The 22,142-nt window shown below is 70.7% G+C and carries 17 protein-coding genes; 9 read left to right on the top strand and 8 right to left on the bottom strand.

All coding sequences use genetic code 11. The annotated features are described in order from the left end of the window. The first annotated feature begins 28 nt into the window (after positions 1-28). The 5 genes from DFP88_RS01440 (at position 29) to DFP88_RS01420 (ending at position 7,300) form a co-directional block, all read left to right on the top strand. A complete protein-coding gene (locus DFP88_RS01440) occupies positions 29-1,486 on the top strand; it encodes an FAD-dependent oxidoreductase (protein ID WP_110812662.1) in 1,458 nt (485 codons plus the stop codon). Between the two features lie 112 nt (positions 1,487-1,598). Continuing rightward, positions 1,599-2,810 (top strand): FtsH protease activity modulator HflK, encoded by a 1,212-nt coding sequence (gene hflK / locus DFP88_RS01435; RefSeq protein WP_110813275.1) that lies wholly within the window; start codon positions 1,599-1,601, stop codon positions 2,808-2,810. Position 2,811: 1 nt separating this feature from the next. Beyond that, a complete protein-coding gene (gene hflC / locus DFP88_RS01430) occupies positions 2,812-4,062 on the top strand; it encodes a protease modulator HflC (protein WP_110812661.1) in 1,251 nt (416 codons plus the stop codon). Positions 4,063-4,272: 210 nt separating this feature from the next. Then, positions 4,273-5,568 (top strand): methyl-accepting chemotaxis protein, encoded by a 1,296-nt coding sequence (locus tag DFP88_RS01425; protein ID WP_181418533.1) that lies wholly within the window; start codon positions 4,273-4,275, stop codon positions 5,566-5,568. Positions 5,569-5,746: 178 nt separating this feature from the next. Next, complete coding sequence (locus tag DFP88_RS01420; RefSeq protein ID WP_425450798.1) at positions 5,747-7,300, top strand: Do family serine endopeptidase; 1,554 nt, start codon at positions 5,747-5,749, stop codon at positions 7,298-7,300. Positions 7,301-7,382: 82 nt separating this feature from the next. On the opposite strand, the gene DFP88_RS01415 is transcribed toward DFP88_RS01420, so the two are convergent. The 3 genes from DFP88_RS01415 to DFP88_RS01405 all read right to left on the bottom strand — a co-directional run bounded on the left by DFP88_RS01415 (position 7,383) and on the right by DFP88_RS01405 (position 10,425). Further along, positions 7,383-8,594 (bottom strand): phosphopentomutase, encoded by a 1,212-nt coding sequence (locus DFP88_RS01415; protein ID WP_110812659.1) that lies wholly within the window; start codon positions 8,592-8,594, stop codon positions 7,383-7,385. Beyond that, positions 8,591-9,907, bottom strand: a complete 1,317-nt coding sequence (locus tag DFP88_RS01410; RefSeq protein ID WP_110813273.1) for a thymidine phosphorylase — start codon at positions 9,905-9,907, stop codon at positions 8,591-8,593. The genes DFP88_RS01415 and DFP88_RS01410 overlap by 4 nt, the downstream gene beginning before the upstream one ends. 98 nt (positions 9,908-10,005) lie before the next feature. Next, positions 10,006-10,425 carry a cytidine deaminase gene (locus DFP88_RS01405; protein WP_110812658.1) on the bottom strand — a complete coding sequence of 140 codons (420 nt, stop codon included), beginning with the start codon at positions 10,423-10,425 and terminating at the stop codon, positions 10,006-10,008. 162 nt (positions 10,426-10,587) lie between these two features. On the opposite strand from DFP88_RS01405, the gene DFP88_RS01400 reads away from it, so the two are divergent. After that, positions 10,588-12,876 (top strand): NADP-dependent malic enzyme, encoded by a 2,289-nt coding sequence (locus tag DFP88_RS01400; protein WP_110812657.1) that lies wholly within the window; start codon positions 10,588-10,590, stop codon positions 12,874-12,876. Between the two features lie 18 nt (positions 12,877-12,894). Here DFP88_RS01400 and betA read toward each other — a convergent pair whose 3' ends face one another. The 4 genes from betA to betI form a co-directional block, all read right to left on the bottom strand. Then, positions 12,895-14,547: a choline dehydrogenase gene (gene betA, locus DFP88_RS01395; protein WP_110812656.1), complete on the bottom strand. Its 1,653-nt coding sequence runs from the start codon at positions 14,545-14,547 to the stop codon at positions 12,895-12,897. A gap of 110 nt (positions 14,548-14,657) precedes the next feature. After that, positions 14,658-16,115 carry a betaine-aldehyde dehydrogenase gene (gene betB / locus DFP88_RS01390; RefSeq protein WP_110813272.1) on the bottom strand — a complete coding sequence of 486 codons (1,458 nt, stop codon included), beginning with the start codon at positions 16,113-16,115 and terminating at the stop codon, positions 14,658-14,660. A gap of 11 nt (positions 16,116-16,126) precedes the next feature. Then, positions 16,127-17,677, bottom strand: a complete 1,551-nt coding sequence (betC, locus tag DFP88_RS01385; protein ID WP_110812655.1) for a choline-sulfatase — start codon at positions 17,675-17,677, stop codon at positions 16,127-16,129. Beyond that, the gene (betI, locus tag DFP88_RS01380) at positions 17,674-18,273 is read right to left on the bottom strand and encodes a choline-binding transcriptional repressor BetI (protein WP_110812654.1); all 600 of its coding nucleotides are present in this window, start codon (positions 18,271-18,273) and stop codon (positions 17,674-17,676) included. The genes betC and betI overlap by 4 nt, the downstream gene beginning before the upstream one ends. A 135-nt stretch (positions 18,274-18,408) precedes the next feature. Here betI and DFP88_RS01375 point away from each other — a divergent pair, with 135 nt between their 5' ends. Then, positions 18,409-19,530 carry an aminotransferase gene (locus tag DFP88_RS01375; RefSeq protein ID WP_110812653.1) on the top strand — a complete coding sequence of 374 codons (1,122 nt, stop codon included), beginning with the start codon at positions 18,409-18,411 and terminating at the stop codon, positions 19,528-19,530. A 9-nt stretch (positions 19,531-19,539) separates the two neighbouring features. Here the strand turns inward: DFP88_RS01375 and DFP88_RS01370 are convergent, their stop codons facing one another. Further along, positions 19,540-20,127: a hypothetical protein gene (locus DFP88_RS01370; RefSeq protein WP_110812652.1), complete on the bottom strand. Its 588-nt coding sequence runs from the start codon at positions 20,125-20,127 to the stop codon at positions 19,540-19,542. A gap of 180 nt (positions 20,128-20,307) precedes the next feature. Between DFP88_RS01370 and DFP88_RS01365 the strand changes: the two genes are divergently transcribed. Together DFP88_RS01365 and DFP88_RS01360 are read left to right on the top strand one after the other, a co-directional pair. Beyond that, positions 20,308-21,216 carry an N-acetylglucosamine kinase gene (locus tag DFP88_RS01365; RefSeq protein ID WP_110813271.1) on the top strand — a complete coding sequence of 303 codons (909 nt, stop codon included), beginning with the start codon at positions 20,308-20,310 and terminating at the stop codon, positions 21,214-21,216. Further along, entirely contained in the window at positions 21,213-22,106 is an 894-nt protein-coding gene (locus DFP88_RS01360; protein WP_110812651.1) for an N-acetylmuramic acid 6-phosphate etherase, read from the top strand. Before DFP88_RS01365 ends, DFP88_RS01360 begins: the two co-directional genes overlap by 4 nt. Positions 22,107-22,142: the final 36 nt, after the last annotated feature.

The following is a 22,142-nucleotide window of genomic DNA, read 5'->3' as shown; positions in this document are numbered from 1 at the left end:
CACGTGTACCGCGAGACGGGAGACCGCAATGGCTGACTTCGACCACGACCTCTTCGTCATCGGCGGCGGCTCCGGCGGCGTGCGCGCCGCGCGCATGGCGGCCGCGACCGGCGCCTCCGTCGCGCTGGCCGAGGAAAGCCGCATGGGCGGCACCTGCGTGATCCGCGGCTGCGTGCCGAAGAAGCTGATGGTCTTCGCCAGCGAATACGCCGGCATGGTCGACGATGCGCAGCGCTACGGCTGGCAGCTGGAGCGCGGGCGCTTCGACTGGCCCAGCTTCCGCGGCAACCTGCACCAGGAGCTTGACCGTCTCGAGGCGATCTACCGCCGGATGCTCGATACCGCCGGCGTCACCGTGCACGACAGCCGCGCCGTGCTGCAGGACGCCCACAGCGTGCGGCTGGACGACGGCACCGTGGTGACCGCGCGGCATATCCTCGTGGCCACGGGCGGCCATCCGGTCCGCCCCGAGATCACCAATGCGCATCTGGGCATGGTCTCGGACGATATCTTCAATCTTGAGACGCTGCCGAAAAGCCTGCTGATCGTCGGCGGCGGCTATATCGCCTGCGAATTCGCCTGCATCCTGAACGGCCTCGGCGTCGAGGTGACGCAGTATTACCGCGGCGCGCAGATCCTGCGCGGCTTCGACGAAGAGGCGCGCGGGATGATCGCGGATGCGATGAAGGCGCGCGGCGTGAACCTCTTCTGCGGCACCGACATCGTCGAGATGCGCCCCGCCAGCGCCGCCGCCGCCGATCCCGCCACCCGGGCGGGGATGAGCGAGGCCGAGGGCACCGAGGCCGCCGAGCATGACGCCGCCCTGCCCGAGGAACGCGCGGGCGGCCCGGTCTGGGTCAAGGCTACCAACGGGGAGGAGCGCAGCTTCGACGCCGTGCTCTTCGCCACCGGGCGGCGCCCGAACACCGCAGGCCTCGGCCTTGAGGCGGTCTCGCTCGAGACCGGGCGCTTCGGCGAGATGCCGGTGGACGACTACAGCCAGACGGCGGTCCCCTCGATCTACGCGATCGGGGACGTGACCAACCGGATCAACCTGACCCCCGTCGCGATCCGCGAGGGGATGGCCTTCGTCGAGACGGTCTTCAAGGGCAACCCGACCCCGGTGGACCACGACCTCGTGCCCTCGGCGGTCTTCACCCAGCCCGAGTTCGGCACCGTCGGCCTGACCGAGGAAGAGGCCCGCGAGCAGGAGCCGATCGAGGTCTATTCCGCCAGCTTCCGCCCGATGCAGCATGCCTTCGCCGGGCGCGAGGACCGCGTGCTGATGAAGCTGATCGTCAGCCAGGAGACGCGGCGCGTGCTGGGCTGCCACATCGTTGCAGACGGCGCCGGCGAGATGATCCAGCTGGCCGGGATCGCGGTGAAGATGGGCGCCACGAAAGAGGACTTCGACCGCACCGTGGCGGTGCACCCGACGATGGCCGAAGAAATCGTGACCATGCGAGAGCCGGTGCGCCGCGCCTGAGGGCCGGATCGCGCTTGAACATGCGCCCGCCGTGCACACATCGGATGGAACCGGCAAGGTCCCGCTGATCGTGCAGGGGGAGGCGCAAGAGGAAAGGACGACGGAACAGCTGATGGCAGGCAATTCCCAAGGGCCCTGGGGCGGCGGTGGCCGCGGCACAGGGGGCAGTAACGGCACCGGCGGCGACAGCGGAGGCAACGGCGGATACGACGGCGGGCGCCGTCCGCAGCAGCCGCCGCGCCGCCCCGGTGAGTCGCAGCAGATCGACGATCTGATGAACCGCGGGCGCGAGCAGCTTCGCGTGCTCATGGGCGGGCGCAGCACCAATGGCGGCGGCGGCGGCAACGGCGGCTCGTCGGGGCCGGAGTTCCGGATCATCGCCATCGGCGGGTTGATCGTCCTCCTCGTGCTCTGGGCCTTCCTGTCGTTCTACACCGTCCGCCCCGAAGAGCAGTCGGTCGAATTGTTCCTGGGCGAGTATTCCTCGACCGGCGAGTCGGGCCTGAACTTCGCCCCCTGGCCGCTGGTGACGCATCAGGTCATCGACGTGACCTCCGAGCGGACCGAGAGCATCGGCAATACCGGCAACCGTCAGGGCACCGACGGGCTGATGCTGACCACCGACGCGAACATCGTCGACATCGGCTTTCAGGTGGTCTGGAACATCAGCGATCCGGCGCAGTACATCTTCAACATCCGCGATCCCGAGACCACCGTTCAGGCGGTCGCGGAATCGGTGATGCGCGAGATCATCGCCGCCTCGAATCTGGCGCCGATCCTCAACCGCGACCGCGGCCTGATCGCCGATACCGCGCAGGAGCAGATCCAGGAAACGCTCAACGATTATGGCAGCGGGATTAACATCCTGCGGGTCAACCTCGAGGCAGCCGATCCGCCGGCCGAGGTGATCGACGCCTTCCGCGACGTGCAGGCCGCCGAGCAGGAGCGCGATCGCGTGCAGCGCCTTGCCGATGCCTATGCCAACCGTGTCCTCGCCGAGGCCCGCGGTGAAGCCGCGCAGATCGTCGAGGGGGCCGAGGCCTACCGGGCGCAGACCGTCAACGACGCGCTGGGTGAGGCGAGCCGCTTCTCCTCCGTGCAGGAGGAATACCAGCTCGCACCCGAGGTCACGCGTCGCCGCATCTACCTCGAGACGATGGAGGACGTGCTGGGCGGCATCGACAAGATCGTGCTCGATTCCGCCATCGCCTCGGGCGGTCAGAACGGCGGAACCGGCATAGTGCCCTTCCTGCCGCTGAACGATCTGGCGCGCTCGGGCTCCGGCGGCGCCGCCGCCAGCACTCAGACAGGGGGAGGCAACTAAGATGCGCCGATCCATTTTGTACATCGTTCCCGTCATCGTCATCGCCCTGATCGGCATCCTCTCGTCGGTCTTCGTGGTCGACGAGCGGCAGAAGGCGCTGGTCCTGCAATTCGGCCAGATCCGGCAGGTGCGCGAGGATCCGGGCATCGGCTTCAAGATCCCGCTGATCCAGCAGGTCGTGACCTACGACGACCGGATCCTGTCGCTCGACACCGAGACCTTCGAGGTCACGCCGGCCGACGACCGCCGGCTGGTGGTCGATGCCTTCGCCCGCTACCGCATCGCCGATGTGGTCCGCTTCCGGCAGGCCGTCGGCACCGGCGGCGAGCGGCAGGCCGAGGCGCGGCTTGAAAGCATCCTGAACTCGCAGATCCGCGAAGTGCTGGGTGCCGATCAGGTCACCTCGGACGTCATCCTGTCCTCCGACCGGCGCCTCCTGATGAACCGCATCAGGGACCAGGCCCAGAGCCAGGCCGCCGATCTGGGCCTCGACGTGATCGACGTCCGCCTCAAGCAGACCAACCTGCCCAGCCAGAACCTCGAGGCGACCTTCGAGCGGATGCGGGCCGAGCGTCAGCGCGAGGCCGAGGACGAGCGGGCCCGCGGTGAAGAGGCGGCGCAGCGCGTCCGCGCCCTCGCCGACCGGACCGTGACCGAGACGCTTTCCGAGGCGCAGCGGGAGCGGAACGTGACCCGAGGCGAGGCCGATGCCCGCGCCAACGCGATCTTCGCCGAGGCCTATGGCGCCGATCCGGAGTTCTTCGACTTCTACCGCAGCCTTCAGGCCTACCGCCTTGCGCTGCAGGGCAACAACTCGACCATGGTGATGACGCCGGACAACGCCTTCTTCGACTACCTCTACTCGCAGAACGCGCCGGAGAACGCCCTGCCGAGCGGGCCGATCGACCTGCCGCCCGAGGTCGCGGAAGAGGCCGCGGCCGCGCAGGCCGAGGTCGAGCCGGTCGAGGTCGAGGCCGGGGGCCCCGAGACGCCCGAGGCCGTGGAAGAGGACGCCGCCGAGGATGCCGCGGGCGATGACGGCAGCGCGCAGGACCTCGAGGTGCAGCTGCCCGCCGGGGCGACCGATCCGACGCCGGTGCCGAACGATGCGCCGATGGACATCCGCACCCCCGACGGCAGCACCCCGCCGGCCGAGGGCGCCGCGGACGAGGCCGTGGACGGCGCGGTGAGCCAGCCGGACGACGCAGAGGATGCAACCACGCAGGCGCCCGAGGACGAGGCGCAGCCCTGATCCGGTCCGCTACTGGCGCACAAGACACAAGGGGCCGGCGGAAACGCCGGCCCTTTTTGCATCCACGACGGCGCTGACCTGCGTAAACACCCGGTTAGGACTTCGCCCCTATACCGACCGTCAAAGTGCATCAGCGTCGGGATGGTCTGGATGTGGTACGGCTCGGGCAAGGCCTCTTCGAAGAACAGGACGATCTCTGACGCGGAGATCATGCAATCCGTCATCGAGCGGACGCAGGCCGTCATCCAGTTCACGCCGGAGGGCGAGATCCTTGCGGCGAACAACATCTTCCTCAAGGCCTTCGGGTACACACGGCCCGAGATCGTGGGACGGCACCATTCGATCTTCGTCGACCCCGAGCATGTGAAGACGGAAGGCTATGCCGCCTTCTGGCGCCGACTCGCCGATGGCGAAAGCTTCACCGATGAATACGCGCGCATTGCGAAGGACGGGACCACCGTCTGGATCCACGCGACCTATGCCCCCTTCATGGACGATTCCGGAAAGGTGGTGAAGGTGATCAAGGTCGCCTCCGACATCACCCGCCGCAAGACCGGGATCCTGTCGATCTCGCGGGCGCTGCGGCACCTGAGCGAGGGCAACCTGGTGCACCGGATCGCGCCCTGCGGCCTCGAGGATGTCGACCTGCTGACGCAGGCCTACAACACGGCCGCCGAGCAGCTGTCAGGCATGGTCGCCTCGGTCAGCCGGGCGGTCGAGAGCCTCCTCCAGACCGCGGCAGAGATGGACCGCACCTCCTCCGACCTCTCGGGCCGGACGCGGCAGCAGGCCGACACGGTGCAGGAGGCGGCCGCGGGCCTCGACAAGCTGACGCAGACCGTGCGGTCCTCGGCCGATGGGGCCAGGGCGGTCGAACGCTCCGCCGATGCGGCACGCGGCACCGCGGAGGGGGGCAAGGCAGTGGTCGAATCGGCCATCGCCGCCATGTCGAAGATCGAGGGATCCTCGACCCGCATCTCGCAGATCATCTCGACCATCAACGACATCGCCTTCCAGACCAACCTTCTGGCGCTGAACGCGGGGGTCGAGGCCGCGCGGGCGGGCAACGCAGGCCTCGGCTTCGCCGTCGTCGCCTCCGAGGTGCGGCTGCTGGCGCAGCGCTCCTCCGAGGCGGCGAGCGACATCAAGGACCTGATCTCCCAAAGCTCGAAGCACGTCGCCGAAGGGGTCGCCCTGGTCGAGCAGGCCGGGGGCGAGTTGCAGAAGATCGTCGCCGGGGTGGCCGGCATCCACGACCACGTGACCGAGATAACGCGCGGGACCGAGAACCAGACCGCCGCCCTGGCCGAGATCGGCGGCGGTGTCGCGCAGCTGCGCCGCGTGACCGAGCAGAACGCCGGCGCCGTCGATCAGTCCGGCGCGTCGGTCCGCGTCCTGGCCCAGGATGCCGCCACCCTGAGCGAGCAGGTCTCCCTCTTCCGCATCGGCTCCGGCGGGGTGCCGGCCGCCCGCGGCGCGGGGGCCAGTGCGGCGCGCGCCTCCTGAGCCGGCGGCAGGGCCCGGGGGGCCGCGGCAGCCCCCGGCCCTGACACGACTTCTCACGTCCGTTTGACGCGGTGCGATGCGGCTTTGAGTTGCAGCCGAGCGGCTCTAGGAGGAAGGTCTCCGCTGTTCCGGACGCGACAGCTCCGGCTTGACGACGACAACGCAGGAGTCTGTCTCAATGCGCAATGCACCCACCATCGCCTCGCCCGCCCCGCTGCGAGCTGCGTCGGCTCTGGCTCTCGGCGCCGTTCTGACGCTGGCCCAGGTCATGCCGCTCGCCGCGCAGGACGCGATGGCCCAGACCGATCGGACCGGCGAGGTCCCGCAGGAGCAGAGCGGCCAGCCGCTGAATGCCGACGGCGCGGCCAGCGATCCTTCCGTCCGCCCGATGAGCTTTGCCGACCTCGCCGAAGAGGTCAGCCCCGCAGTGGTGAACATCACCACGACCACCATGGTCGCCGGCCGCAGCGGCCCCTCCGGCGCCTTTCCCGAAGGATCCCCCTTCGAAGAGTTCTTCCGCGACTTCAACGACCGTGAGGATCAGCCGCGCCGCTCCTCCGCGCTCGGCTCGGGCTTCGTCGTCTCGGCCGATGGCTACGTCGTCACCAACAACCACGTGATCGAGGGCGCCGACGAGATCGAGGTCGAATTCTACACCGGCGGCAGCCTGCCGGCCGAGGTGATCGGCACCGATCCCGAATCCGACATCGCCCTTCTCAAGGTCGACGGCACCGATCTGCCCTTCGTCCAGTTCGGCGACAGCGACGGCAGCGGCGCCAGCGTCGGCGACTGGGTCATGGCCATGGGCAACCCGCTGGGCCAGGGCTTCTCGATCAGCGCCGGCATCATCTCGGCCCGGGGCCGTGCCCTGCAGGGCGCCTACGACGACTACATCCAGACCGACGCCGCCATCAACCGCGGCAACTCCGGCGGGCCGCTCTTCAACATGGAGGGTGAGGTGATCGGCGTGAACACCGCGATCCTCTCGCCCAACGGCGGCAGCATCGGCATCGGCTTCGCGATGTCATCCTCCGTCGTCAGCAGTGTCGTCGACCAGCTGCAGGAGTTCGGCGAGACGCGGCGCGGCTGGCTCGGCGTGCATATCCAGGCGATCACGCCCGACATGGTCGGCGCCATCGCCGGCCTTGATGCCGCCCGCGGCGCGTTGATCACCGCGGTGCCCGAAGGCCCGGCGCAGGAGGCCGGGATCGAGGCCGGGGACGTCATTCTCAGCTTCGACGGCCAGGAGGTCGAGGACGATCGCGACCTCGTGCGGCTCGTCGGCGGCGCCCCGATCGGCGAGGCGGTGGAGGTGACCGTCCTGCGCAACGGCGACACCCGCACCCTGCCCGTCACGCTCGGCCGCCGCGAGACCGTGGAAGAGCTGATGCCCGCCTCCGCCCAGGGCGAGGGGGAGGCCGAGAACGCCGATATCCTCGGCCTCTCGCTCAGCGAGATCACGCCCAGCACCGCCGAGGAGTTCGGCCTCGACGAGGGGACCGAGGGTCTCGTGGTGACGCAGATCGACCCGGCTTCCGATGCCGCCGAAAAGGGCCTCGCCCCCGGCGACATCATCACCGAGGCCGGGCAGCAGCCTGTCACCTCCCTGAGCGACCTGCAGGACCGCGTCTCCGAGGCGCGCGATGCCGGGCGCCGGTCGCTGCTGATGCTGGTGCGCCGCGGCGGTGAGCCGCGCTTCGTTGCCCTCGTGCTCGGCGACGACGACAACTGATCCAGCGCGTAGCCCGACGAAACAGGCCCGCCGCACTCGATGCGGCGGGCCTTTTCAATCGCAGCCCCCGAAGGCCGCCGCGTCAGATCAGGCTGTGCCCCTGTCCCGCCGCGGGCACGCCAAGGAAGTCGGTGACCGTGGCGGCGACATCGACGAAGTCGCAGATCCCCAGCTCTCGCACCCCCAGCCCATGCGCCAGCACCGGCACCCTTTCGCGGGTGTGGTCGGTGCCGGCAAAGGTCGGATCGTTGCCGTGATCGGCGGTGATCAGCAGCAGGTCCCCCTCCCGCAGCCGCCCGATCAGCGCACCGATGCGCCCATCGACCCATTCCAGCGCCCGGGCATAGCCCGAGGGATCGCGCCGATGCCCCCAGAGGCTGTCGAATTCCACGAGGTTGGCGAAGACGAGGTCCCCCTCGCCCGCCTCCCCGGCCAGCCGGTCGAGCGCATCCATCAGCGCCGCGTCGTCCCCCTTGGCCAGCGTATCGACCCCGCGCATCGAGAAGATGTCGCCGATCTTGCCCACCGCGTGGACCTGCCGCCCGGCGCCCTGCACCGCGTCCAGCAGCGTCGGCGCCGGCGGCTCGATGGCGAAATCCTTGCGGTTCTGCGTCCGGGTAAAGCCCGAGGCCTCGTCGCCGACGAAGGGCCGCGCGATCACCCGCCCCACCTTCATCTCATGCAGCATCGGCGCGACGGCGCGGCACATCGCGTATAGCCGCTCCAGCCCGAAACGCTCTTCATGGGCGGCGATCTGCAGCACCGAATCGACCGAGGTGTAGCAGATCGGCCAGCCGCTGCGCATATGGGCGGCGGCCTCCTCCTCGATGATCAGCGTGCCCGAGGCATAGCGATTGCCGAGGATACCCTCGGTGCCTGCCGCCTCGCAAAGCGCGCGCGTGATCTCTGGCGGGAAACAGGGGTCGGCCTTGGGAAAGACGTGCCAGTCCCAGGGCACCGGCACGCCGGCCAGCTCCCAATGCCCGGTGGGGGTGTCCTTGCCGGCCGAATGCTCGGTCGCCGCGCCCCAGGCGCCGGTCGGTTCGGCGCCAAGGCCCGGCGCCTCGAGGCCTGAGGCCAGCGCCACGGCGCGGCCCAGCCCCAGCCCGTCCAGCACCGGCAGGCGCAGCGGCCCGCTGCGCCCCGTTTCGGCCCGCCCCGCCGCGCAGGCCTGCGCGATGTGGCCCAGGGTATTGGCGCCGGTATCGGGCGTGCTCCCGTTGAAGAAGCGATCCGCATCGGGCGCGCCGCCGATGCCGACCGAATCGAGGACGATGACGAATGCGCGGGTCATGGCGCCTCCCTGGGATCGATGCGGTGCAGGACGAGCGGGTTGGGCTCCGGCCCCTCGCCAAAGGTGAGGGCGGCGCGCACCGCGGCCTCTGCCGCCTCGGCGGCGCCCTCGCTGGCGGCATGCACGGTGCAAAGCCGGTCTCCGGGCGACAGAGCGGCGCCCAGCGCGGCCATATCCGTCAGCCCGACGCGCGGGTCGATGCGGTCGCTCTCGCGCCGCCGCCCGCCGCCAAGCGCGACGACGGCGCGGCCCAGCGCCTCGCCGTCGATGACGGCCAGCCGCCCCGCGGCCTGCGCCGTGACCACCCGCTGCACCGGCGCGGGGGCCAGATGCGTGCGCCAGTCGTCTTCCATGTCGGGCGGGCCGCCCAGCGCATGCACCATGCGGGCAAAGCGCTCCATCGCCGCGCCCGAGGCGATGGCCCGGGCGATCGCCTCCTCGCCCTCGCCCTCGGCGCTGCCGGCCAGCGCCAGCAGCCGCCCGCCCAGAAAGACGGTCAGGTCATGCAGCCGCGGCGCGGCCTCGCGCTCCCCCGACAGCAGGCGCATCGCAACGCCGGTCTCGACGGCATTGCCCAGCGCCGGGGCGAGTGGTTGATCCATCGCGGTGACGACCGCAGCCGTGCGGCAGCCCGCGCCATTGGCGGTCTCCACCAGCGCCCGGCCCAATTCCACCGCGGCCTCGGGCGTCTTCATGAAGGCCCCGGCGCCGCATTTGACGTCCAGCACCAGCCCCTCCAGCCCGGCGGCCAGCTTCTTCGACAGGATCGAGGCGGTGATCAGATCGAGGCTCTCGACCGTCCCCGTCACGTCGCGGATCGCGTAAAGCCGCTTGTCCGCCGGGGCGATGCCCGGCCCGGCGCCGGTGATGGCGCAGCCGACCTCGCGGGTCACCGCCCGCAGCCGCGCCTCGTCGACCTGCGTCTCGTAGCCCGCAATCGCCTCCAGCTTGTCGAGGGTGCCGCCGGTATGGCCCAGCCCGCGCCCCGAGATCATCGGCACATAGGCGCCCACCGCCGCCAGTGCCGGCGCAAGGATCAGCGAGACGCAGTCGCCGACCCCGCCGGTCGAATGCTTGTCCAGCACCGGCCCCGGCAGGTCCCAGGACAGCACCCGCCCCGAATCGCGCATTCCTTCGGTCAGCGCGACGCGTCCCTCCGGCCCCAGCCCCCTCAGGCAGACCGCCATGGCGAAGGCGCCGGCCTGCGCGTCGCTGACGGTCCCCTCGGCCAGGCCCGCCGCGAAATCGGCCAGCGCCTCTGGCGCCGGTGCCTCGCCCCGGCGCAGACCGGCGATCAGGCTGCTCGCATCCAGCACGGCTCCTCCCTTTCTTCTCTTTGCAAGTATCCCGGGGGAGTCCGCGCCCCGCGCGGACGGGGGCAGCGCCCCCGCGCCCGGCCTGCCGGGGGCGCTCAGCCGCGGCCCGCCCGCTCCATATGCGCCTGGCTGAAGACGCCGGGCAGCAGCTCGGCCAGCGTGGTCCGCTGCAGCGTGCCGTCGGTCGTGGCCAGCACCACCGGCACCGACCCCTCGCCGAACTCAGCCAGCTTCTGCCGGCAGCCGCCGCAGGGGCTGACCGGCTGCGGGCTGTCGGCGATCACGGCGACGGCCTCGATCCGCCCCTCGCCGGCGGCGACCATGGCGGCGATCGCCCCGGCCTCGGCGCAGGTGCCCTCGGGATAGGCGACGTTCTCCACGTTCACGCCTAGGTGCACCGCGCCCGAGGGGGTGCGGATCGCCGCGCCCACCTTGAACTGCGAATAGGGCACATAGGCATTCTCGCGCACGGCCCGCGCGGCCTCGACCAGCGCCTGCTCCATCTCGTCCGCCATCTGCATCCTCCCGGCTCTGACGAGCCCGAGTGTGACGCCCCCGGCGGGCAAAGCGCAAGCCGGGTCGCTGCGGCAGCGGCAGAACGCCCGCCGGGCGCCTTAGCCCTTTCCCCCTGCCGCGCGGATGGTTTAACGCTGCACCATTCTTCAACGGGGGACAGCATGACAGACGCGCCGGACGAGCATCAGGCTGGGCTGCGCCAGGCCGCACTGGATTACCACCGCCTGCCGAGACCCGGCAAGCTCGAGATCCGGGCGACCAAGCCGCTGGCCAATGGCCGCGACCTCGCGCGCGCCTACTCTCCCGGCGTCGCAGAGGCCTGCATCGAGATCGGCAAGGATCCCGATACCGCCCGCGACTACACCGCGCGCGGCAACCTCGTCGCCGTCGTCTCGAACGGCACCGCGGTGCTGGGGCTGGGCAATATCGGCGCGCTCGCCTCCAAGCCGGTGATGGAAGGCAAGGCGGTCCTGTTCAAGAAATTCGCCGATATCGACTGCTTCGACATCGAGCTGAACGAGAGCGACCCCGAGAAGCTGGCCGATATCGTCTGCGCGCTGGAGCCGACCTTCGGCGCCATCAACCTCGAGGATATCAAGGCCCCTGACTGCTTCACCGTCGAACGGCTCTGCCGCGAGCGGATGAACATCCCCGTCTTCCACGACGACCAGCACGGCACCGCCATCGTCGTCGGCGCCGCCGCGACCAATGCGCTGCGCGTGGTGGGCAAGGACTGGGCCGATCTCAAGGTGGTCTCGACGGGCGGCGGCGCGGCCGGCATCGCCTGCCTCGACATGCTGGTGAAGCTGGGCGTCCGGCGCGAGAACATCCACCTCTACGACCTCGAGGGCCTCGTCCACGAGGGGCGCGAGGCCGGCATGACGCCGCAGAAGGCCGCCTATGCGCAGCCCGGCGGCAGCGGCACCCTGGCCGAGGGGATCGAGGGCGCGGACCTCTTCCTCGGGCTGTCGGGCCCGGGCGTCCTGACGCAGGACATGGTCGCGCGCATGGCCGAGCGGCCGATCATCTTCGCCCTCGCCAACCCCCACCCCGAGATCATGCCCGATCTCGCCCGCGCCGTCGCACCCGGCGCGATCATCGCCACGGGCCGGTCGGACTTCCCGAACCAGGTCAACAATGTCCTGTGCTACCCCTTCATCTTCCGCGGCGCGCTCGATGTCGGCGCGACGACGATCAACGACGAGATGAAGATCGCCTGCATCGAGGGCATCGCCGCCCTCGCCCGCGCCACCACCAGCGCCGAGGCCGCCGCCGCCTACCATGGCGAGCAGATGACCTTCGGCCCCGACTACCTGATCCCCAAGCCCTTCGATCCGCGGCTGATGGGCGTCGTCGCCTCGGCCGTGGCCGAGGCCGCCACCCGCACTGGCGTCGCGCTGCGCCCGCTGACCGACAGCGCCGCCTACAAGCAGCAGCTCGACCAGTCGGTCTTCCGCTCCTCGCTGCTGATGCGCCCGGTCTTCGACGCCGCGCGCAGCTCCGTCCGCCGCATCGCCTTCGCCGAGGGCGAGGATGAGCGCGTTCTGCGCACCGCCCAGGCGATGATGGAGGAGACGACCGACACGCCGATCCTGATCGGCCGTCCCGACGTCGTGGAAAGCCGCTGCGAGCGCTTCGGCCTGACGATCCGCCCGGGCCGCGATTTCGAGCTGGTGAACCCCGAGAACGACCCGCGCTACCGCGACTACTGGGGCACCTACCACGAGATCATGGCCCGCCGCGGCGTCAGCCCCGATCAGGCCCGTGCCATCATGCGCACCAACACGACCGCCATCGCCGCGGTCATGGTCCAGCGCGACGAGGCCGACAGCATGCTCTGCGGCACCTTCGGCCAGTACCTCTGGCACCTGAAGTACGTCACCCAGGTCCTGGGCTCGAACGGGCGCCAGACCGCCGGCGCGCTGAGCCTGATGATCCTCGAGGACGGGCCGCTCTTCGTCGCAGACACGCAGATCAACACCGAGCCGACGCCCGAGCAGATCGCCGAGACGGTCAAGGGCTGCGCCCGCCACGTCCGCCGCTTCGGGCTCGAGCCGAAGATCGCGCTCTGCTCGCATTCGCAGTTCGGCAACCTCGACAGCGGCTCCGGCCGCCGGATGCGCGCTGCGCTCGAGATCCTCGACGCGGAGCCGCGCGATTTCACCTACGAGGGCGAGATGCATGTCGATGCCGCGCTCGACCCCGAGCTGCGCGAGCGGATCCTGCCGCAATCGCGGATGACGGGGGCGGCGAACTGCCTCGTCTTCGCCAATACCGACGCGGCCTCGGGCGTGCGCAACATCCTCAAGATGAAGGGCGACGGCCTCGAGGTCGGGCCGATCCTCATGGGCATGTCGAACCGGGCGCATATCGTCACCCCCTCGATCACCGCGCGGGGGCTGCTCAACATGGCCGCCATCGCCGGCACCCCGGTCACGCACTACGGCTGAGCGCGGGGGAGGCGCGGCCTAGCGCTGCGCCTCCCGCCAGTCGGGATGGATCCAGGGCTCTGCGTTCTCGGCCGCCAGCGGCGCCCGGCCGAGGATATGATCGGCGGCCTTCTCGCCCGTCATCATCGAGGGCCCGTTGAGGTTGCCGTTGGTGATGCGCGGGAAGATGGAGCTGTCGGCAAGCCGCAGCCCCTCGACCCCGATCACCCGGCATTCGGGATCGACGACGGCATGGGCATCGTCACGCGCACCCATGCGGCAGGTGCCGCAGGGGTGATAGGCGCTTTCGACATGCTCGCGGATCTGCGCGTCCAGCGCCTCGTCGCTCTGCGCCGCCGCGCCCGGCAGGATCTCCTCGCCCCGGAAGGGGGCGAAGGCGTCTTGGGCGAAGATCTCGCGCGTCAGGCGGATGCAGGCACGGAAATCCTCCCAGTCCTGCTCGGTGCTCATGTAGTTGAAGCGGATGACGGGCGCGTCGGCGGGATCGCTGCTGCGCAGCGTCACAGACCCGCGCGAGGCCGAGCGCATCGGCCCGACATGTGCCTGGAAGCCGTGCCCGCCGGCCGCCGCCTGCCCGTCGTAGCGCACCGCGAGCGGCATGAAGTGATACTGGATGTCCGGGTACTCGACGCCCGCGCGGCTGCGGATGAAGCCCGCGCTCTCGAACTGGTTCGAGGCGGCGAGGCCCTTGCTCGTCAGCAGCCACTGCGCACCCAGCAGGCCCTTGCCCCAGAGGTTCCAGTAGCGGAAAAGCGAGACCGGCTTGGTCGCCTTCATCTGGATATACATCTCGAGGTGGTCCTGCAGGTTCGCCCCGACGCCGGGGCGGTCTGCCAGCACCTCGATCCCGTGCTCGGCCAGATGCGCCGCCGGCCCGATCCCCGAAAGCATCAGCAGCTTCGGCGAATTGAGCGACGAGGCGGCGAGGATCACCTCGGCCCTTGCGCGGATCACCTCGGTCCGGCCGCGCCGCGTCAGCTCCACGCCGCGGGCGCGCCCTTCTTCGATCACCACGCGGCGGGCGAGGCCGTTCACCAGCGTGCAGTTGTCGCGCCTAAGCGCCGGGCGCAGGTAGGCCTTGGCGGCGGACCAGCGGCGGCCGCGCCAGATCGTCGCCTCCATCGGGCCGAAGCCCTCTTGCTGGCGGCCGTTGTAATCCTCGGTCAGCGGGTAGCCCGCCTGATGCCCGGCCTCGACGAAGGCGCGGGTCAGCGGGTTGGTGCGCGGCCCGCGGGTGATGTGCACCGGCCCGTCATGGCCGCGCCAGCCCTGATCCGGCTCTCCGCCGTGCCAGGTTTCCATCCGCTTGAAGTAGGGCAGCACGTCGGCATAGCCCCAGCCCGCCGCGCCGCTTTCGGCCCAGTGGTCGAAGTCGCGCGCATGGCCGCGCACGTAGACCATCCCGTTGATCGACGACGAGCCGCCGATCACCTTGCCGCGCGGCGTCGCCAGCACGCGCCCGCCCAGATGCGGCTCCGGCTCGGACTTCAAACCCCAGTCGTAGCGCGCCATGTTCATCGGGTAGCTCAGTGCTGCCGGCATCTGGATGAAGGGCCCGGCGTCCGAGCCGCCGTGTTCGATCACGATGACGGATTTTCCCGCCTCGCTCAGGCGGTAGGCCATGGCGCAGCCCGCGCTGCCCGCGCCCACGATGACATAATCGGCTTCCATCGCCCTGCCCTTTCACGGCTTGGCGCGCGGTGCCGCCGGCCCCGCGCCCCGAAATTTCACGTCGCGCTGCCGCCTGCGAAATCGCATGCGCGGCAGCGCGCATTTTTGCTTTAAAACGGCGCCTCGCAGGGGCCGGTGGCGACGTAGACGCTTTTCGGGGCGGACCAGTGCTCGATCGCGGCCCAGCCGTTCTCGCGGCCCACGCCCGACATCTTGACGCCGCCGAAGGGCGCCTCGACCGGGGTCAGGTTGTAGGTGTTGATCCAGCAGGTCCCGGCCTGAAGCGCGGCGGCCATGCGGTGCCCGCGGGCGAGATCGCGCGTGAATACGCCTGCCGAGAGGCCGTAGTCCGTGCCATTCGCCCGCTCCAGCACCTCGACCTCGGTCTCGAAGTCCAGCACCGACATGACGGGCCCGAAGATCTCCTCGCGGGCGATGGTCATCTCGTCGGTGACATCGGCGAAGACGGCCGGCTCGATCCAGAAGCCCGCGCCCTCGGGCACGCCGCCACCTGTGACCAGCCGCGCGCCTTCCTCCTGCCCCTTGGCGAGGAAGCCCTGCACGATCTCGCGCTGGCGGGCGCTGACCATGGGGCCGATATTGGTCGCCTCGTCCAGCACGTCTCCAATGCGGATGCCCTTCATCCGCTCCGCCAGCCGCTCGAGGAACCGCTCCTTGATGCCGGACTGCACGAAGACCCGCGTCCCGTTCGAGCAGATCTGCCCGGTGGAATAGAAGTTACCGTTGATCGCGCCAGAGACGGCGTCGTCAAGATCGGCATCGTCGAAGACGATCAGCGGCGACTTGCCCCCCAGCTCCATCGTCACCGACTTGATGTGCTGCGCGGCGGCGGCATAGACCTTCTTGCCCGTCGGCACCGACCCGGTGAGAGAGACCTTGGCCACGCGGCCGTCCTCGATCAGCTGCGCGCCGACCGTGCCGGCACCCTGCACCACGTTGAAGACGCCCGGCGGGGCGCCCGCCTCGGTCAGGATCTCGGCCAGCTTCAGCGCGCAGAGTGGCGTCGTCTCGCTGGGCTTGAAGACCATGGTATTGCCGCAGGCGAGCGAGGGCGCGGCCTTCCAGGCGGCGATCTGCGTGGGATAGTTCCAGGCGCCGATGCCGACGGTCACGCCCAGCGCCTCGCGCCGGGTATAGACGAAATCCTCGCCCACCGGGATATGCTCGCCGGTGATCGCGCCGGCGAGGCCGCCGAAATACTCCAGCGCCTCGGCGGCAGAGGCGGCGTCGGCGACCAGCGTCTCCTGCAGCGGCTTGCCGGTGTCCATCGTCTCGAGGATCGACAGATCGCGGTTGCGCTCGCGGATGATCTGGGCGGCGCGCAGCAGGATGCGCCCCCGCTCCACCCCGCGCAGCGCGGCCCAGGCGGGCTGCGCCGCCTTGGCCGCCGCCAGCGCGCGATCGACGATGTCCGGCGTCGCCTCGTGCAGGGTGGCGATGGTGCTGCCGTCACCGGGGAAGATCACCGGCAGGTCCGTGCCGGCGGTATCCTCGGCATAGCTGCCGGCGATGTAGTGGCTGCCCTCGGGCTGCGTGGCATAGGTCATCGGGGCCTCCGTCATTCGCCGCGGGGGAAGCGCTGCGCTTCCTCCAGCACGTTGAGATCCATGTGGTTTCGCATGTAGCGGTCGGACGCCTGCTTGAGCGGCTGGTAATCCCAGGGGTAGTAGCCGCCCTGCCGCAAGGCCTCGTAGACGACCCAGCGCTGCGCCTGGCTCTGCCGCACCTCGGCGTCGTAGCGGGCGAAATCCCAACGCTCCGCCGCCATGGCACGGAAGTGCTCCAGCACCTGCGACTGCGCCGCGTCCCCGGCCAGATCGTTCCGCTCGCGCGGGTCGCTGGTCAGGTCGAAAAGCTGCTCGGGATCGACCGGGCAGCAGGTGTATTTCCACCGCTTGCCCTCATGCTCTGCCACCAGACAGCCCATCGGCGCGATGGAACCCTCGGCGGCGTATTCTACCGCGACCGGCTCGCTCCGCGCCTCGCCCCGGCCCAGCGGCGCGAGGCTGGTGCCATCGGTCCATGGCTGCACCTCGGCAAGATCGAGACCGGCGAGGTCGGCCAAGGTCGGCACCAGATCCATGGTCGAGACCGGCGTCTCGACGCGCCCCGGCTCCATCCCCGGCGCGGCGATCATCAGCGGCACGCGGGCAGAGCCCTCGTAGAAGCTCATCTTGAACCAGAGACCCCGCTCGCCCAGCATGTCGCCGTGATCCGAGAGGAAGATGATGATCGCCTCCTGCCGGGTATCTTCCAGCACCTGCAGGATCTCTCCGACCTTCTCGTCGATGTAGGAGATATTGGCGAAATACCCCTGCCGCGCCCGGCGCACGTCGCGGGTCTGGATGTCGAAGTTCTCGGCATCGGCGGCATCGAGAAGGCGCTGCGAATGCGGATCGGCCTGATCGTAGGGGATCGCCTCCCCCTCGGGCTCGAGGTGCTCGCAGTCGTTGTACAGATCCCAGTGCTTGCGCCGCGCGACGTAAGGGTCGTGCGGATGGGTGAAGCTGACGGTCATGCACCAGGGCCGCGCGTCGTGCCCGCGCGCGAGGTCGTAAAGCTTGGCCTTGGCCTCGTGCGCGACCTCGTCGTCGTATTCCAGCTGGTTCGAGATCTCGGCGACCCCCGCCCCGGTGACCGAGCCGAGGTTGTGGTACCACCAGTCGATCCGCTCGCCCGGCTTGCGCCAGTCGGGGGTCCAGCCGAAATCGGCCGGGTAGATGTCTGTCGTCAGCCGGTGTTCCAGCCCGTGCAGCTGGTCGGGGCCGACGAAGTGCATCTTGCCCGAGAGGATCGTCTGCCAGCCGGCGCGGCGCAGGTGGTGCGCATAGGTCGTGACCGAGGATCGGAACTCGGCCGCGTTGTCGTAGACGCCCGTCCGCCCCGGAAGCTGGCCCGACATGAAGGCCGCCCGGCCCGGCGCGCAGAGCGGGCTGCCGGTATAGGCATTGACAAAGCGCGTGCTGCGCTGCGCCAGCTTGCGCAGGTTCGGCGCATGCAGCCAGTCCGCCGGCCCGTCCTCGAAGAGGGTGCCGTTCAGCTGGTCAGCCATCAGGATCAGGATGTTCGGCCCCGGTTTGTCGCCGGGTCGCGTGTCGTTCGTCGTCATCGTGCAATCTCCATGTCCAGGGCGGTCAGCACCAGCCGCACCGCCTCGGCGGCATCCGGATCGGCGCGCCGCTGTGTCGCGCCGTCTCCGCTGGCCAGCCCCTGCCGCAGGTAGAGGCCGTCGATCAACCCGGCGATCCGTTCCGCCGCGTCGCGGGCGCGCGGGCCGACCAAGGGCGCAAGCTCGTGCCGCAGGTTCGACTGCAGCCGCCGGTGATAGACCCGCAGCAGCCGCGCCGCCTCGGGGTCGGTGCGGGCCAGCGAATAGAAGTTCAGCCAGGCCGCGACCGCCTCGGGGCGGAAGTTCGACTGCGCGAAGCTGGCGCGGATCAGCGCCTCGCTCCGCGCCCGCGGCCCGCGCGCCATGGCGAGCGCACCGCGCACCTCGGCGCCGTAGACCGTCAGCAGGTGGCGCATCGCGGCCAGAAAGATCCGGTCCTTCGCGCCGAAGTAGTGATGCGCCAGCGCGCTGGAGACCCCGGCCCGCCGCGCGATCTGCGCCACGGTGACCGACAGCGATCCCTTGGCGCCGATCTCGTCGATCGTCGCACGCACCAGCGCGGCGCGCCGGATCGGCTCCATTCCCAGCTTCGGCATCGAGGTCCCGTTCCTTGCGAGGGGACAAGGAACCACAGGGTAATTGACGCGTCAATCAATAACCCGATCCCGCGCCGGGGCTGGACGCCGCGCGCGGGCCGGCCCACCCTGCCCCGGGACAAGGGAGGGACCGCCATGCATATCGAGCCGTTCGGCGTCGAGATCTGGATGAACGCGCATGAGACGCGCTGCCGCTACAACCTTGCGGAGACCTGCGTCGACAGCCTGACGGTGGCAGAGCTGCTGCGCCTGTGCGGGCAGAACGAGACCGCGCTCGAGGCGCTGCTCTCGCTGAAGCTGACCTATGGCGAGATTACGGGGTCGGAGCGTCTGCGCCGCGCCATCGCCGCGCTCTACGACGGGCGCGCGGCGGAGAGCATCCTCGTCACCCATGGCACGATCGGGGCCAATGCGCTGGTCTATCAGGCGCTCGTGAGCCGGGGCGACCACGTGGTCTCCCTGGTGCCGACCTACCAGCAGCATGTCTCGATCCCCGAAAGCCTCGGCGCCGAGGTCTCGCAGCTGGAGCTGCGCCCCGAGGACGGCTACCTGCCCGACATCGACCGCCTGCGGGCCCTGATGCGCCCCGAGACCCGGCTGATCGCGCTGACCAATCCGAACAATCCCACCGGCGCGCTGATGGACGAGGCGCTGCTGCAGGAGGTGATCTCCCTCGCACGCGAGGCCGGCGCGTGGCTGCTGGCGGACGAGGTCTATCGGAGCACGGACCAGGCCGAGCCCGGCATGACCGCCAGCGTCGCGGATCTCTATGAAAAGGGCATCTCGACAAGCGGCATGTCCAAGGCCTTTTCCCTCGCCGGGCTGCGGCTGGGGTGGATCGCGGCGCCGGACGCGGTGCTTGAGGCCGTTTCGCACCACCGTGACTACACGACGATCTCCGTCGGCATGATCGACGACCACCTCGCCGCCATCGCGCTCGAGGGGGCAGACCGCATCCTCGCGCGAAGCCGGGCGATCACCCGCACGAACCTCAGGATCCTCGAGGAGTGGGCGAAGGACGAGCCGCGGATCACCTTCACCCGCCCCGGCGGCGGCACCACCGCACTCCTGCGCTACGACGGAACGATGGGCTCCGAGGCCTTCTGCCTCGCGCTGCTTGAGGAGACCGGCGTGCTTTTGACCCCCGGCGCCGCGATGGGCGCCGAGGGACATCTGCGCATAGGCTACGCCTGCGCCACGACTGTCCTGCGCGAGGGGCTGGAAAAGCTCTCGGCCTTCATCGCCCGGCAGGGCTAGCGCGCCGGTTCAGGCGGTGACGACCAGCACCCGCCCCGGCTCCGCCAGCTGCAGCGTGATCGCCTCTCCGGCCTCGAGGGCGATGGTATCGTGGCGCTGCAGGCTGCCTTCGGGATGCAGGTGCGGGCGGTCCGGGTCGTCGTCCGACATCGGCGCAAGAAGCGAGGGCGCATCGACGTCCTGCGGCAGCACCGCCTGCCCGCCGCAATCGGGCAGATATACCAGCGCCTCGCTCCGGGGGCGGATATCCGTCGCCTCCTCCACCTGCGCCCAGTCGATCTGCGGCGCGGCCCCATCGCCCACGGCGCAGGCGATCATCGCCTCGCCGCGCGCGGTCAGCTGCCAGTCGCCCGTCACGCTGCGGGCGGCATCCCCGGGGCCAAGCGGCCCCTCAGGCCCCTCGGCCTCGCCCGAGATCACCCGCAGCGTCACCGCGCCATCGCCGCGCGCCGTCTCGCCATCGGCGAGGCGGAAGAGGCGCAGCGCCACGAGGCGCGTCAGGCCAAGGCCGGCGCCGTCGACGCTGACCGGGCAGGGCCTGAGGCCAAGGTCGGGCAGCTCGATCTGCCGCTCGGGATCGGCGGGAATGATGTGCATCGCAAACTCCGTGTCATGCGCCGCGGCGGGGCGGCACGCGCCCGCGCGCGGAACAACGCCGCGCGGCAAGCTCAGGGAAGAACCCGCCCGCAGCGGCGCTGTTCCCGTGCAGGCGCCTGCCCCGCCGCCACCGGCATCAAGCCGCTTTACATCGCGTGGCCGGGGTTGTTCATCACCGCCATGACACCGGATGCGCTGGCCCCGACCCTCGGCGTCGATATCGGCGGCACGGCCTCGCGCTGGTGCCTTCTGGATGCGCGCGACCAGGTGCTGGCGCGGGGCACCACCCCCGGCGCCAGCGGCCGGATCGAGACGCCCGCGGCGCTGGCCGCGCTAGAGGCCGCCCTCGCCCGCATCGCAAAGGCCCTGCCCGCCCCCCCTTGCGCCGCCGGTTTCGGCATCACCGGCGCGGGCCTGCCCCCGCATCCGGGCATCGAGCCGGCGCTGACCCGCGCCTTCGGCCTGCCGCCCGCGCGGCTGTGGCATGCCAGCGACGCGGTGCTGGCATGGCACGCCGCCTTCCCGCGCGGCGGGGCGGGCCATCTCGTGATCTCGGGCACCGGCTCGGTCGGGATCGGCATGGGGCCGGAGGGCCCGGTGGTGGTCGGCGGGCGCGGCCTGCTGCTCGACGACGCGGGCTCGGGCGGGTGGATCGCGCTGCGCGCGCTCGACCTCGTGCTGCGCGCGGCGGAGGAAGCAGAGGCGCCCGGCCCGCTGGCCAAGGCAATCGCGGCGCGCCTCGGCGGGCTGGACCGGGATGCCGTCTACCGCTTCGTCTACGGGCAGGATCGCGGCGCCATCGGCCTACTGGCCCGCGATATCGCGGCGGCGGCCGAGGCGGGCGATGCCGCCGCCCTCGCCCTGCTGACCCGCGCCGGGCAGGAGCTTGCGCGCCTTGCCCGCGCGACGATCCGCGCCTGCGGGCCCGGCCCCGTGGCGCTGACCGGCGGCGCCGCCGCGCTGCACCCGGCGATTGGCGCGGCCTTCGCGGCGGGCCTGCCCGGCACGCAGATCGACACCCCCAGCCTCGACGCCCCGGCCCGCGCCGCCGGTCTGGCGCGGGATCTTTTGAAAGGCCAGCACGCATGAGCACGACCGAAACCGCCGCCCCGCGCTATGCCGGGATCGAGACATGGCCCACAGCCGACCTCGTCGCCGCGATGATCGAGGGGCAGATGGCCGCGACCGCTTCGCTGCTGCCCGCGGCCCCCGCCATCGCCCGCGCCGTCGAGCATGGGGCAAAGCGGCTCGCGCGCGGGGGGCGGCTGATCTACCTCGGCGCCGGAACCTCGGGCCGGCTCGCCACGCTCGACGCGGCGGAATTGCCGCCCACCTTCGGCTGGCCGGCGGAGAGGGCGCTGGCGCTGATGGCCGGCGGCCCCGCCGCCGTGACGGGCGCTGTCGAGGGGGCCGAGGACGACGGCGCCGCGGCCATCGCCGCACTGAAGGCCGCGGGGCTGGGCGAGGCGGATGTTGTGATCGGCCTCGCCGCCTCTGGCCGCACCCCCTTCGTCGCCGAAGGCCTGCGCCATGCCCGTGCCGAGGGCGCGCTGACCCTGGCGATCTTCTGCAACGAGGGCGGCCCGCTGGGCGAGATCGCCGAGATCCCGATCCTCGTCGCCACGGGGGCGGAGGTCCTCGCCGGCTCGACCCGGATGAAGGCCGGCACCGCGCAGAAGGCGGTGCTGACCGTGCTCTCGACCGGTATTTTCACCGCCATGGGCTATGTCCACCGCGGCCGCATGGTCGAGATGGCGCCGACCAATGAAAAGCTCGCCGCCCGCGCCCGCCGGATGATCGCCGATCTCGCCGATGTCCCCGAGGCCGAGGCGCAGGCCGCCCTCGAGGCGGGCGGATCGATCAAGACCGCCCTCGTCATGCTCGAGCTGGGCCTCGACCGCGACGCCGCCGAGGCGCGGCTGGCAGCCTCGGGCGGGCGCCTGCACCGCGCCCTCGCCGCGCCCCTTTCGGCGGGTTAGGGCGCAGGCCCGGACGGTATGAGCAGCGAAGGAGAC

This window comes from Pseudoroseicyclus aestuarii (genome assembly GCF_003217255.1).
GTDB lineage: Bacteria > Pseudomonadota > Alphaproteobacteria > Rhodobacterales > Rhodobacteraceae > Pseudoroseicyclus > Pseudoroseicyclus aestuarii.
This window is presented reverse-complemented; position numbering and strand designations above follow the sequence as displayed.